At 74.1% G+C, this 12,427-nt stretch carries 12 protein-coding genes; 10 read left to right on the top strand and 2 right to left on the bottom strand.

What is annotated here, in order from left to right; translation table 11 throughout:
• Positions 1–60 precede the first annotated feature (60 nt).
• Positions 61–834, top strand: coding sequence for a thioesterase II family protein (locus ACI1MP_RS09035; RefSeq protein WP_380342120.1), 774 nt, complete (start codon positions 61–63; stop codon positions 832–834).
• A 79-nt stretch (positions 835–913) separates the two neighbouring features.
• On the opposite strand, the gene ACI1MP_RS09030 is transcribed toward ACI1MP_RS09035, so the two are convergent.
• Positions 914–1,519 carry a response regulator transcription factor gene (locus ACI1MP_RS09030; protein ID WP_157815533.1) on the bottom strand — a complete coding sequence of 202 codons (606 nt, stop codon included), beginning with the start codon at positions 1,517–1,519 and terminating at the stop codon, positions 914–916.
• A 604-nt stretch (positions 1,520–2,123) separates the two neighbouring features.
• On the opposite strand from ACI1MP_RS09030, the gene ACI1MP_RS09025 reads away from it, so the two are divergent.
• The 8 genes from ACI1MP_RS09025 (at position 2,124) to ACI1MP_RS08990 (ending at position 11,283) form a co-directional block, all read left to right on the top strand.
• Positions 2,124–2,567, top strand: a complete 444-nt coding sequence (locus ACI1MP_RS09025; RefSeq protein ID WP_043910501.1) for a Rieske (2Fe-2S) protein — start codon at positions 2,124–2,126, stop codon at positions 2,565–2,567.
• A gap of 847 nt (positions 2,568–3,414) precedes the next feature.
• Entirely contained in the window at positions 3,415–4,614 is a 1,200-nt protein-coding gene (locus tag ACI1MP_RS09020) for an FAD-dependent oxidoreductase (RefSeq protein WP_380342117.1), read from the top strand.
• Between the two features lie 108 nt (positions 4,615–4,722).
• The gene (locus tag ACI1MP_RS09015) at positions 4,723–6,168 is read left to right on the top strand and encodes a rhodanese-like domain-containing protein (RefSeq protein ID WP_404868280.1); all 1,446 of its coding nucleotides are present in this window, start codon (positions 4,723–4,725) and stop codon (positions 6,166–6,168) included.
• Positions 6,165–6,926: a sulfite exporter TauE/SafE family protein gene (locus tag ACI1MP_RS09010; protein WP_404868279.1), complete on the top strand. Its 762-nt coding sequence runs from the start codon at positions 6,165–6,167 to the stop codon at positions 6,924–6,926. Before ACI1MP_RS09015 ends, ACI1MP_RS09010 begins: the two co-directional genes overlap by 4 nt.
• A 172-nt stretch (positions 6,927–7,098) precedes the next feature.
• Positions 7,099–7,878, top strand: coding sequence for a GntR family transcriptional regulator (locus ACI1MP_RS09005; protein WP_380342110.1), 780 nt, complete (start codon positions 7,099–7,101; stop codon positions 7,876–7,878).
• Between the two features lie 151 nt (positions 7,879–8,029).
• Positions 8,030–8,902 carry a universal stress protein gene (locus ACI1MP_RS09000; protein WP_380342107.1) on the top strand — a complete coding sequence of 291 codons (873 nt, stop codon included), beginning with the start codon at positions 8,030–8,032 and terminating at the stop codon, positions 8,900–8,902.
• A gap of 83 nt (positions 8,903–8,985) precedes the next feature.
• Complete coding sequence (locus ACI1MP_RS08995) at positions 8,986–9,897, top strand: 2-hydroxyacid dehydrogenase (protein WP_380342105.1); 912 nt, start codon at positions 8,986–8,988, stop codon at positions 9,895–9,897.
• 111 nt (positions 9,898–10,008) lie between these two features.
• Positions 10,009–11,283 carry a lytic transglycosylase domain-containing protein gene (locus tag ACI1MP_RS08990; protein WP_404868278.1) on the top strand — a complete coding sequence of 425 codons (1,275 nt, stop codon included), beginning with the start codon at positions 10,009–10,011 and terminating at the stop codon, positions 11,281–11,283.
• Between the two features lie 55 nt (positions 11,284–11,338).
• Here the strand turns inward: ACI1MP_RS08990 and ACI1MP_RS08985 are convergent, their stop codons facing one another.
• Positions 11,339–11,464 carry a multicopper oxidase domain-containing protein gene (locus ACI1MP_RS08985; protein ID WP_404868277.1) on the bottom strand — a complete coding sequence of 42 codons (126 nt, stop codon included), beginning with the start codon at positions 11,462–11,464 and terminating at the stop codon, positions 11,339–11,341.
• Positions 11,465–11,903: 439 nt separating this feature from the next.
• Here ACI1MP_RS08985 and ACI1MP_RS08980 point away from each other — a divergent pair, with 439 nt between their 5' ends.
• Positions 11,904–12,323, top strand: coding sequence for a hypothetical protein (locus ACI1MP_RS08980; protein ID WP_404868276.1), 420 nt, complete (start codon positions 11,904–11,906; stop codon positions 12,321–12,323).
• Positions 12,324–12,427: the final 104 nt, after the last annotated feature.

Genomic DNA, 12,427 nt, shown 5'->3' with positions numbered 1-12,427 from the left:
ACTATTCTTTTACCATTCGTCCCGGCGGGTCCGCCCGCCGGGACGGACCGGAGGTGATTGATGTACCCCGCCCCCGCCCCTGCCCGATCCGCGGCCCTCGCCGACGCCCCGCGGCGGCTGCCGCCCGGCCGGGTCCGGCTGCTCTGCCTGCCGTACGCGGGCGGAGCCGCCTCGCTCTACCGGGGATGGGGCGCGCTGGCCGACGACCGGGTCGAGGTCTGCCCGGTGGAGCTGCCGGGCCACGGGCGCCGGCTGGCAGAGGGTCCGGTCTCCCGGCTGCGGCCGCTGGTCGCCCTGCTGGCGACCGAGCTGGAGCCGGTGCTGGACCAGCCGTTCGCGTTCTTCGGCCACAGCATGGGCGCGCTGCTGGCGTTCGAGCTCTGCCGGGAGCTGCGGCGGCGCGGCGCGGCCGAGCCGGAGCACCTGTTCGTCTCCGGGGCCTCGGCGCCGGACGCGCCGCGCACCCGTCCGGTGCTCCACACGGCCACCGACGAGGAGGTCAAGCAGGAGCTGCGCTTCCTCGGCGGCACCCCGCCGGAGCTGCTGGACAACCGGGAGCTGATGGAGCTGATGCTGCCCACTCTGCGGGCCGACTTCTCGGTGCTGGAGACCTACCACTACCGTCCGGAGCCCCCGCTGACGGTGCCGATGACCGTCTTCGGGGGCACCGCGGATCCGTCCGTGCGACCCCAGGCGCTGCACGGCTGGCGGACCCAGACCAGTGCCAGGGCCCGGCTCGAGATGCTGCCCGGGGACCACTTCTTCCTGCACGCCTCGGTGGTCGAGATCCTCGGCGCCGTCGCCGGGGCCCTCGACGCCGGCGACCCCTCCTGACCAGGGCGCCGGGTCGGCGGGCCGCCCACTGCGGGCCCCGCCGACCCGGCGGGCTGCCCGGTGCGGACCCGTCGATCCGTCAGGCAGTCTGCCGCAGTCCCTGTTCGACCGCTCTGATCAGACCGGACTCGTAGGCGAGCGCCACCGCGTGGGCCCGGCTGCGGACGCTGAGCTTGGTCAGCAGGTGGTGGACGTGTGAGCGGATGGTGGCCGAGGAGACCGAGAGCTTGTTGGCGATCTCCTGGTTGGCGTAGCCCTGCGCGAGCAGGAGCAGCACCTCGGCCTCCCGGTTGGTCAGCGCGTCCGGCGCCAGCGGCAGGTCGCGTTCCTCGGAAGCCCTCGTCGCCGTCGGGATCCGGGTCATCTTCAGCGGACCGCAGGTCGGCATGATCAGCGTGTCGTTCGCGGCGGCCACCCGGATGATGTCCGGCAGCGCCTGGGGCCGCCCGCGTGGGTCGAAGACCGCGGCAGCCCCGCAGGTGATCACCTGGTGGGCGACGTCGGGCTGGCAGGCGCCGACGTAGACCAGCCGACTGACCGCGGAGAGCCGCTCGACCACCGCGCCTCGGAACGGCGTCTCCGCGGAGGCGCTGAGCACCGTGATGTCCGGCGCCAGTTCCAGGGCGAGGGTGTGCGCTATTTCCTCGTCCTGCGTTTCGGCGACGAGTGACAGGTCGTCGGCCATTTGGAGAAGTGCAGTAATTCCGACACGAATCAGTGAGTCTTCGGCAAGGAGGAGAATTCTTATTTCTCCGCCGAATTCTCTTGTACGCCGACTTGAACGCTCCATGTGAACCCCCGTACGGATATGCCACGTAGCCTTTGCCCGCAATGGAATCATCCCGTCACGGGGGTCTGCAAGTATCTGCAAGTCTCTGCATGACCAGGTTGGTTGCGGTCCGGCGGGGCGCGTCGGCGGCCGGTGAGCGGTGGTCGGACCGGAGTGTGATCGGGGCGCCGACCCGGGTGTTTCGGCCGGGTCCGGACGGTCGACCGATCGCCGAAACCGGGGGCGGCGAGAAGCCGGACCACCTCCTGCCCGCGCGCGTGGCGGCGTATTTCGTCCTGGCGGTGCGCCGGTTCTTCGGCGCGGCCCCGAGCCGGTCCTGCGCTCGAAGTGCCCGCGGGGCTCCTGGTGGGCGCGCCCCGCGCGCGGGCCCGCGCGCCGGCCGGCCCCGCCGGGTGCGTCCGGCGTTGCAGACCACCGCTGTCGGGCTCGTCCGGCGAGACGGCACCGGCGTCGCCTGGGGCTCCAGTGCCGCTCAAGTCGCCTTTCCCAACATGGTCATGTGACTGACAACGCCTCGGAATCGAAGTCTCCCTCCCGCCGCACTGTGCTGCAGGGCGCCACCGCGACGGGCGTCACCGCGATCGTCGGTGTCACCGCCACGTCCTGCGCGCCCACCACGCACTACACCCCCGGTGCCGTGCCCACGGCGCCGGTCTCGCTCGGCAAGCCCAGTGACGTGCCGGTCGGCGGCGGCAAGATCTACGCCGACCAGAAGGTCGTCGTCACCCAGCCCACGCAGGGTGAGTACCGCGCCTTCACCGCCGTCTGCACGCACCACGGCTGCCTGGTGACCAAGGTGAAGAGCGGGACGATCCAATGCCCGTGCCACGGTGCCAAGTTCGACATCAAGGACGGTTCGGTGACGCACGGACCGGCCAAGGATCCGCTGCCCGAACTCAAGATCACCATCAACGGCGAGTCGATGACGGCCGAGCCCAAGTAGCCGAACTCCTCGCATCCCGACCGACGTCGGCCCGGACCTCACCCCCGTGGTCCGGGCCGACGTCCTGCTGTCCCCGGGCCGCTTCCGGCCGCGCCGCCGTGCCGCCGCGAAGCAGCGCCGGCGTGGGCGAAAAACCCCGGGCGGAACCGCCCGTCCGAAAACCGGTCGGTCGCGCCTGCGGCGGGCGGGGCAACCCTGCTGCCGGGCAAGGGCGTTGATACCGGCGAGTATCACGCCGTCCGCCTGCCGGGAACCCCGGAAAGACCCGCGCAATCCCCCCTCGCGGGGCCGGAAACGGCGCCCCCGCGCACCGGACTGTTTTCGCTGCAGATCGACTGCGAACGGTCGCTGCCGAAACGCGACTCGGCCGCCCCGCGCGATCCGCTCCCGCGTGCGCGACAAGCGCGCCCCGGCCGACGCCCGTGCGGACTCCCTCATCGGTCGAGTGGCATCGCCGATCGCGTCGCGAGGTGATTTCCCGACCGCCGGTGTCCATCCCGCGGCAAGTCTCTCTTCACGTCCGGTTGTCGATGTCGAGCGCACGGCGGCGCCGATCGAACGCCGCGCGGTGAGCGCCGTGGTCCCGCGTCGCGCCGCGCCGATGATCCGCGACGGCGGGCGCCGTCGGGACGGCTCCATGTCTGTGACCAGCGCCTCTGCGCTGCTGTGCCCGGTGCTGCCGATCGCCGGTGGGCGTGGGGGGCTTGCGCGTGCGGGTGCCGGAGGGTTCGATGGTCCCAACACTTAAATGTACGGACAAGTCGGGTCGAATCGGCGCAGGTGGCTTGCGTGCTTGGGCGGTGCGGTCCTAACTTAATGTCCGTACATTCGGATGAGGGGGGTCTTCATGGCCACGCAGCATCACCGGATCGTCATCATCGGCGGCGGAACCGCCGGGATCACGGTCGCGGCCCGGCTCCGCCGGGCGGGCGAACGGGACGTCGCGGTGCTCGACCCGAGCGAGCGGCACTACTACCAGCCGCTGTGGACGCTGGTCGGCGGTGGACGGGCGCCGCTGGCGCAGAGTGTCCGCTCGCAGGCGTCCGTCATGCCGAAGGGCGTCCGGTGGATCCGCCGTGCGGCGCTCGCCGTCGACCCCGAGGCGCAGGAGGTGACGCTGGACGGCGGCGGCACCGTCTCGTACGACCAACTGGTGGTCTGCCCCGGCATTCAGCTGGACTGGGACCGCATACCGGGCCTGGAGGCCGGGCTCGGCAAGAACGGCCTGTCCAGCAACTACTCGTTCCAGCACGCCCCCGCGACCTGGCGCTTCATCCGCGAAACCCGTTCCGGCAGCGCGGTGTTCAGCATGCCGACGGGCGCCATCAAGTGCGGCGGCGCGCCGCAGAAGATCGCCTACCTGGCCGCCGACTACTGGCGCGAGCAGGGCGTCCTCGACAAGATCGACGTCCACCTGGTGATCCCCGGCGCCGCCATCTTCGGCGTGCCGGAGTTCGCCCGGGTGCTGGACGGCGTGGTGCGCCGGTACGGCATCAAGGTCCACTACGGCAGCGAGGTCACCGAAGTGCGGCCCGACGCCCGCGAGTTGGTCGTCACCGCGGTGGACGGCAGCGGCACCACGACGCTGCCGTACGACATGGCCCACCTGGTGCCGCCGCAGAGCGCCCCGGACTGGATCAAGCGCAGTCCGCTCGCCGGCGCCGACGACCCGGCCGGCTACGTCGAGATCGACAAGCACACCATGCGGCACGTCCGGTACCCGAACGTCTGGGCCCTCGGCGACGCCGGATCGTCCCCGAACTCCAAGACCGGCGCCGCGGTGCGCAAGCAGGCGCCCGTGGTGGTGGAGAACCTGCTCGCGGTGCTCGACGGCCGGGAACCCACGGCCGGTTACCAGGGCTACTCGTCCTGCCCGCTGACCACCGCCCGCAACCGGATGCTGCTCGCCGAGTTCGACTACAGCGGGCGGCCCACCCCGTCGATCCCGGTGATCGACACCGTCCGCGAGCGCGCCGACATGTGGTACCTCAAGCGCCACGGACTGCCGTTCCTCTACTGGAACCTGATGCTCCGCGGCCTCGCCTGAGCCGTCCGACCTCGACCCGGACGCCGCCCCGCCCGAGTCCACCAGTGCCGCGGCGCCGTCCCCGTGCGCCGCGGCCCAACTCTCCCTGCCCACCCTCAGGAGCTCGACATGCCCGAGAACGCCGGACCCCTGGTCCTCGTGCAGTTCTACCTCGACTGCCTCTCCCACGCCTCCTACCTGGTCGGCGACCGCACCACCGGCCGGGCCGTCGTGGTCGACCCCCAGCGCGACGTCAACGACTACCTCGAAACCGCCGAGCGCCACGGCCTGACGATCGAGCGGGTCATCGAGACCCACGTCCACGCGGACTTCCTCTCCGGCCACCTGGAGCTGGCCGAGCGTACCGGCGCCCGGATCTCCTACGGCTCCGTCGCCGCGCTCGACTTCGACACCGACCCGCTGGCCGACGGCGAGCGCCTCGACCTCGGCGAGGTCGAGCTGGAGATCCTGCACACGCCGGGCCACACCCCGGAGTCGATCTGCGTGGTGGTGCGCGAGCACGCGGGCGACGCCGTCCCGTACGGCGTGCTCACCGGTGACACGCTGTTCATCGGCGACGTCGGCCGCCCCGACCTGCTCAGCTCGCGCGGCCGCTCGGCCGATGAGATGGGCCGGCTGCTGTACCGCTCCACCCGCGCGCTGCTCGCCCTCCCCGACGGGACGCGGGTCTACCCGGCGCACGGGGCCGGCTCGGCCTGCGGCAAGAACCTGTCGACCGAGCTGAGCTGCACGATCGGCAACCAGCGCGTCGGCAACTACGCGCTGGCCGACCTGACCGAGGACGAGTTCGTCGCCGTGGTGACGGCCGGTCAGCCCGCCGTGCCCGCCTACTTCGCGTTCACCTCGGTGCGCAACCGGCAGGCCCGTCCCGTCCTGGACGAGGACACCCTCGTCCCGTCGCTCACCCCCGAGGCGGTGCTGCAGGCGCGGGCGGGCGGCGCGATCGTGCTGGACACCCGGGACCCGGAGGCGTTCGCCGCCGAGCACCTGCACGGCGCGGTCAACATCCCGCTCGGCGGCCGGTTCGCCGAACTCGCCGGTCAGGTGCTCGACGCGCAGGACGCCATCGTCCTGTGCGGCGACCAGGACACCGCCGTCGAGGCCCGCACCCGCCTGGCCCGGATCGGCTTCGACCGGGTGCTGGGAGCCCTGGCCACCCCGGTGGACGCCGTCGGCGCCGCGCACCTGACCCGCGCGATACGGGTGGAGGCCGACGCACTCGCCGAGCAACTCGCCGGCGGTACCGCCGAGTTCGAGGTGCTGGACGTGCGCGGCCCGGGCGAGGTGCAGGACAGCGGCACCGTTCCCGGCGCCCGCCTGATCCCGCTGCCCGAACTGCTGGCCCGCCTGGGCGAACTGCCGACCGGTCGGCCGCTGACCGTGATCTGCGCGAGCGGCAACCGCTCCTCGGTGGCCGCGTCCGTGCTGCGCGCCCGCGGCTTCGACGCCGTCGACCTGCGCGGCGGCTTCGCCGCCTGGCACGGCGAGGTCGCCCACCCCGCCGGCCGGACCGCCTCCGCCGCGGGCCGGGACGCGGACGGCGTCACGGCGTGAGCGTGCTGATCACCGCTCTGCTCTGCGGAGCCGTGGTCGGCGTGGCGCTCGGCGCGCTGGGCGGCGGCGGGGGAGTGCTGGCCGTCCCGGCCCTGGTGTACCTGCTGGGCGTCGCGCCCGCCGAGGCCGGGACCACCAGCCTGGTCATCGTCATCGCCACCTCGGTCACCGCGCTCGCCCGCCACAGCGGCTCCGTCGACTGGCGGACCGGCTTCCTGTTCGCCGCGGCCGGGGTGCTCCCCGCCGTCGGGGCGTCCGCGTTCGCCCACCGCGTCCCGCAGCCGGTGCTGACCGCCGCGTTCGCCGTCCTGGCCGCGCTGGCCGCCGCGGCGATGCTGCGCGGCGCCCGCACCGCGCGGTGCGCGCCGACCACGGAGCCCGCCGGCCGGGGCGGGCGCGCGGGGACGTTCGCGGCCGGGGCCGGACTCGGGGCGGTGACCGGGCTGCTGGGAGTCGGCGGCGGCTTCCTCGCGGTGCCCGCCCTGGTGTCCGTGCTCCGGCTGCCGATGCGCAAGGCGGTGGGCACCAGCCTGGTGGTCATCCTGGTCAACTCGGCCGTCTCCCTCGCCACCCGCCTGACGGTCTCCGGCCCGAACCTCGACCCGGCGGTCTTCGGACCGTTCGTCGGAGCCGCCGTCCTCGGCGCCTGGGACGGCAAGCGGCTGGCGGCCAAGCTGTCCGGCACCGCCCTGCAGCGGACCTTCGCGGTCGTGCTGCTCGCGGTGGCCGCCGCCATGCTGATCGGCGTCCTCGTCTGACCGCCCCCGCCCGACCGCTGCCCGGACGGCCCGCCCGGGCAGCGGTCGCCGCGCCGCCCGATCGACGCCCGCCGACCCGGCGGGCGTCGATTTGGCGCTGCCACGGTAAAGGTACGAACATTTACTCCGTGCCCCGTACCACCCACCCCACCCTCGACCCCAGGACGGCGCCGTGACCACCGCCCCCGGCCCCCGGCCCCTCGTCCGCACCCCGGGGAACCCGCTCTGGGCGCAACTGCGCGCCGACCTGCTGCGCCGACTCGACGAGGGCGAGTTCCGCGACGTCTTCCCCGGCGAACACGACCTGGTCGCCGAGTACCAGGTCAGCCGGCACACCGTCCGCGAGGCCCTGCGGCAGCTCCGCGAGGAGGGCCTCGTCAGCGCCCAGCGCGGCAAGGCCTCCCGGTTCACCGCCAACCGCCCGCTGGAGCAGGACGTCGGCGAGGCGTACAGCCTGTTCCGCTCCGTCGAGGAGGTCGGCGCGGTGCAGCGCAGCGTGGTGCGCGCGCTCGACCGGCGCGCCGACGGCGTGGTCGCCGCCCGCCTGGGGCTGGAGGAGTCCACGCCGCTGATCTACCTGGAGCGCATCCGCCTGGCCGACGAGGAACCCCTCGCCGTCGACCGGACCTGGCTCCCCGCGGACGTGGCCCACCCGCTCCTCGCCGTCGACTTCACCCGCACCGCGCTCTACGACGAGCTCGAACGCCACTGCGGCAGCCGGATCTGCGGCGGCTGGGAACGCATCCGCGCCGTCGTCCCCGGCCGGGGCGAGCGCATCCTGCTCGACTGCCCCCCGACCACCGCCCTGTTCGCGATCGACCGCCTCGGCCACGACACCGGCGGCCGCATGATCGAGTGGCGCCAGACCCTCGTCCGCGCGGACCGCTTCGCCGTCTCCGCCGCGTTCTCCCGCACCGACTACCGCCTGGGCGCGCCGATCCACGCCCTCTGACCCGGGGCCCGACCTCCCGGAGCGACCCGCCAGTCGGACGTGTTCCGGCGCGCGCCGCCTCCCCGGTGCTGCCTACCGTGCGAGGGGAAAAGGGCGGCGAGGTCCGGCAGTCGGGTCGGCGGGCCGGGCCCGAAGGCTCGTTGGAGGAGTGATGGCAGCCACCGGTCCAGGCCGTTCGGTCGTCTTCGGCGTCGACGCGCTCGGGGAGAACGACGAGGCGCTGAAGTGGGCGGCGGACGAGGCGCACCGCCGCGGCCTCCCGCTGCGCATGATCCATGTCGTCCAGCCGTCCCCCCGGAGCATGCGCACCCTCGGAGTGGCGTTCCAGCAGGACCAGGTGCGGGTCGGCCGGCGCCAACTCCACCTCGCCGGTCGGTTCGCCCGCAGCCGGCATCCGAAGCTGGAGGTGTCCGCCGAGATCCAGGAGGGGATGCCGGGCCCGCTGCTGGTGAGGGCCTCCCGGGAGGCCGCGTTCGTGGTGCTCGGCTCGCGGTCGCTCAGCCGGATCGAGGAACTGCTCAGCGGCTACTCGGTCACCGTGCCGGTGAGCGCGCAGGCCGCCTGCCCGGTGGTCGTGGTCCCCCGCAAGGACGGCGAGCTCGACGACCCGCCCCACCTCGTGGTGGGAGTGGACGGCAGCCCCTGCTCCGCCGTCGCCTTCGCGGCCGCCCTGGAGCTGGCGCAGGACCACGGCGCGACGGTGCGGGCGCTGTGGGTGTGGCAGCGGCCGCGGCTGGCGCGCATCGACGAGGAAGCCACCCTCGACGAGCTGCGCCGGACGCTGGCCGAGACGACGGCCGGACCGCGGGCCGACCACCCGGACGTGGCCGTCACCTGCGAGGTCGTCGGCGGCCACCCCGTCCGGGAACTCGCCGACGCGTCCCGGCGCGCCGTGGCCGTCGTCATCGGCAGACGCGGCAGCGGCGGGTTCACCGGCATGCGGCTCGGCTCCGTCCCCCGCGGGCTGCTGCACGACGCGAGCTGCCCGGTCGTCACGGTGCCCGACCCGGGCGACCGGACCTGACGGCGGGTGCGGCAGTCGCTCCTCGCCCGCTCAACGTCCGACCTGCCCGGTGGAACGTCGGCCGAGGTGGCTAGGGTCGGAGCATGAGCGCTCGCTACCTTCTTCCGTACGCCCCCGACGTGATCGGCGGCCTGCCCGCCGGCCTCGACGCCCTCGTGTGGGACGGGGACGGGCCGGCGCCGTCGGACGACGCGCTCCGTGAGGTGGAGTTCTTCTGCCTGCCGTACCTGCGGCACGCCGTCGCGCTGCCGGTGATCCCGCACCTGCCGTCGCTGAAGGTGGTTCAGACGCTCACGGCCGGGATGGACGACGTCCTGCCGCACGTGCCGGACGGCGTCCTCGCGTGCAGCGCGCGCGGACTGCACGACGCCAGCACCGCCGAACTGGCGGTGACGCTGATCCTCGCCTCGCTGCGGGGCGTTCCGCACTTCACCCGACTCCAGGACCAGGGGCGTTGGAGCCAGGAGTTCCACCAGTCGCTCGCCGACCGGACCGTGCTGATCCTCGGGTACGGCTCGATCGGCCGGGCGCTCGCCGCGCGGCTGGAGCCCTTCGAGTGCGAGATCGTCCGGGTCGCCCGCAGCGCCCGCCCCGAGGAACGGGTGCACGGCGTGGCGGAGTTGCCGGAACTGCTGCCGTCCGCGGACGTCGTGGTGCTGCTGACGCCGCTGACCCCCGAGAGCCGTCACCTGGTGGACGCCGGGTTCCTGTCCCGGATGAAGGACGGCGCGCTGCTCGTCAACGTCGCCCGCGGGCCCGTCGTCGACACCGCGGCGCTCCTCGCCGAGCTCACCGCGCAGCGGCTGCGGGCCGCGCTCGACGTCACGGACCCGGAGCCGCTGCCCGCCGACCACCCGCTCTGGCACGCCCCCGGCGTGCTGATCACCCCGCACGTCGGCGGTCCCAGCAGCGCGTTCCTGCCGCGGGCCAGGCGCACCCTGCGCGAGCAGATCCTGCGGTTCGAGAACGGCGAGCCGCTCGCCGCCGGGCGCTGACCGGTACGGCCCGCGCGCATCGGGTCGATCAACGGGCCGCCGGGCCCCGGAACCTGATCGACCGTCGAATCGTCCGACTTGCTGACCGCGAGATCGTCGAAAGGTACCCGGATGGGACGGCGAATACGTAAGCGCGCGCTGCTGCGCGGGCTGGGGGTGCTGGCTGCCCTGGCGGCGGTGACGGCTCCCACCGCACCCACGGCGCCGGCGAAGCCCTCGGCGGCGCAGGCGCCGACCGTCGGCTCGCTCGACGCCTTCACCGGCGACGGCCCGGTGGTGGCCGAGCTGCCGGCCGGTCAGGTGCCGCTGGACGGCGGCGGCGCCCGGACGCTCCCGCAGCCGCCGCTGCCGGTGGTCGGGCTGCCGGGCTCCGACGCGGGGACCTTCGCGCTCCAGGGCCTCGGCGGCGCGAGACTGCCGTCCATCGTCTTCGACGCCTACCGCAAGGCGGAGGCGTCCCTGGCCGCCTCGTCCCCGGGCTGCCACCTGCCGTGGCAGCTGCTCGCCGCGATCGGCGAGGTGGAGTCCGGGCAGGCCGACGGCGGCCGGGTGGACGCCACCGGGACGACCTACCGCCCGATCCTCGGCCCGGTCCTGGACGGGAACGGCTTCGCGGCGATCGCCGACACCGACGGCGGCCGGTACGACGGAAGTGCCGTCTGGGACCGGGCGGTCGGCCCGATGCAGTTCATCCCGTCCACCTGGGCGACCTGGGGCGCGGACGGCAACGGCGACGGCAAGGCGGACCCGAACAACATCTGGGACGCGGCCCTCGCCGCCGGCCGGTACCTCTGCGCGGCCGGCCGGGACCTGGCCGTGCCGGCGCAGCTCGACCGGGCGGTCCTCGGGTACAACAACTCCGCCGAGTACCTGCGGACGGTCCGGGCGTGGATGGTGCACTTCCAGACCGGCACCACGACGACGGCCGACCGCCCCGACCGGGTCACGCCGGCGCCGACCGTCGCTCCGCCGCCGTCCGCACCGGCTTCGACCGCCGCACCGACGCCGAGCCCGACTCCGACGCCGAGCCCGAGTCCCGATCGGACGCCGACGGCCGCGCCCTCGCCGTCGCCCACGGCAAGCGCGTCGCCGTCCCAGTCGCCGTCCCCGTCGCCGAGCGGGACGCCCTCCGGATGCCCGTCCCCGTCCCCGTCGGCTTCGGCGTCGGCGAGCCCGAGTGCGCGTCCGAGTGCGTCGGCGTCCGGATCGGCGAGCGCGTCTCCGTCCGCGCCGCGGCCCTCCGGGAGCCCTTCGGCTTCGGCCTCGCCGGGCTGCGACGCTCCCGCGCCGACGGTGTCCGCGGTGCCGTCGCCGTCGTCGTCGATGCGGGCGGCGACCGGCGGCGTCCCGTCGTCCTCGCCCGCACCCGCCACGTCCGGACGGTAGCGGCCCGGCCACCGGGACCGGCGTACCAGCGCCGGTCCCGGCGGCTGATGTTCCGTCAGGCGCGGTAGGCGTTGCGGCGGTGGACCATCCACCGGCCGGGGTTGTCGGCGTCGAAGTCGCAGACGACCCGCTGCTTCGGCTTGACGATCACGGTGTCCTTGCGCGGGCCGGAGTCGCCCACAGGAACGCACCGGCGGTCGGGTCGTTCAGGTCGAAGCGCCCGCCGGCCCGGCCGTGCTGTGCATTATGCCCGGCATCGCCCGCGTGGTCGGGGACGGGTCGGCCGAGATGCTGTGGTGCACGAGCAGGACCGGCGCCGTGGCCGCACGACGAGCAGGGCGTGGAGCCGGCATGCCCGCGACCGGTGTGCCGGTCCGAACGTCAGCGCCGCTGCCATGTGCCCATGCCCGATCCCGGCCGCCGTGCGCCAACGGTGGCCGTCCTCACCCCGGGCAGGTCCCGAGGACCGGGCACGTCCGCCGCCCGGTCCTCGTCGAGCGGCGCGTCCTCGTGGCAAGTCCCCAGGCGTTGGCGCGAGTTGCTTCTCCGGACCGGCGGCCACCGGAGGCCGTTCTGCCCTACGCTGGCGCACGGGAAGTCGTTCGGGGGAGGGGAATTCGGTGGACGAGCTCGAACAGCTGGCCCAGGCGGCCGCGCCGGTGGTCACCAGGGTCATGGTCACCGAGGGGTGGGCGCTGGCCCGGAGCGGGCTGATCGCGCTGTGGCGGCGCTTCCACCCCGGACAGGGCGAGTCGATCGGCGAGGAACTCGACGACTCCCGCGACGAGTTGACGGCCGCCCGGGAAGCCGGCGACGAGAGCGCCGTCGCGGGCCTGCAGAACGAGTGGGAGCGCCGACTGGCCCGCCTCCTCCGGCGGGACGCGAACGCCGCGCCGGAACTGCGACAGCTGTTGGACGAGCTCCGCGCAGCCCTCCCCGCCGACGACGCGCCCGCTCCGGGCGTCACGCTGAACGCCAGGGCCTCGGGCCACGCCAAGATCTACCAGGCCGGCCGCGACATGACCATCACCGATCGATGACCGACCGCGACGATCCGGTCGCCGAGACCTGGACCGGGATCGACGCGAACGCCGGCGGGACCCGAACCCGCTCCGACCGCCCGTCACAGCCGGCCCGTCGACGG

Origin of the sequence: Kitasatospora griseola (genome assembly GCF_044999035.1) — a bacterium.
GTDB lineage: Bacteria > Actinomycetota > Actinomycetes > Streptomycetales > Streptomycetaceae > Kitasatospora > Kitasatospora griseola.
The sequence above is the reverse complement of the archived record's forward strand: the minus strand, read 5'-3'. Positions and strand labels throughout refer to the sequence as shown.

Bases quoted from the DNA above. Each gene is read 5' to 3' on its own strand.
- ACI1MP_RS09035 (WP_380342120.1), top strand. From the start codon at position 61: ATGTACCCCGCCCCCGCCCCTGCCCGATCCGCGGCCCTCGCCGACGCC.
- ACI1MP_RS09030 (WP_157815533.1), bottom strand. From the start codon at position 1,519: ATGGCCGACGACCTGTCACTCGTCGCCGAAACGCAGGACGAGGAAATA.
- ACI1MP_RS09020 (WP_380342117.1), top strand. From the start codon at position 3,415: ATGGCCACGCAGCATCACCGGATCGTCATCATCGGCGGCGGAACCGCC.
- ACI1MP_RS09015 (WP_404868280.1), top strand. From the start codon at position 4,723: ATGCCCGAGAACGCCGGACCCCTGGTCCTCGTGCAGTTCTACCTCGAC.
- ACI1MP_RS09000 (WP_380342107.1), top strand. From the start codon at position 8,030: ATGGCAGCCACCGGTCCAGGCCGTTCGGTCGTCTTCGGCGTCGACGCG.
- ACI1MP_RS08995 (WP_380342105.1), top strand. From the start codon at position 8,986: ATGAGCGCTCGCTACCTTCTTCCGTACGCCCCCGACGTGATCGGCGGC.
- ACI1MP_RS08990 (WP_404868278.1), top strand. From the start codon at position 10,009: ATGGGACGGCGAATACGTAAGCGCGCGCTGCTGCGCGGGCTGGGGGTG.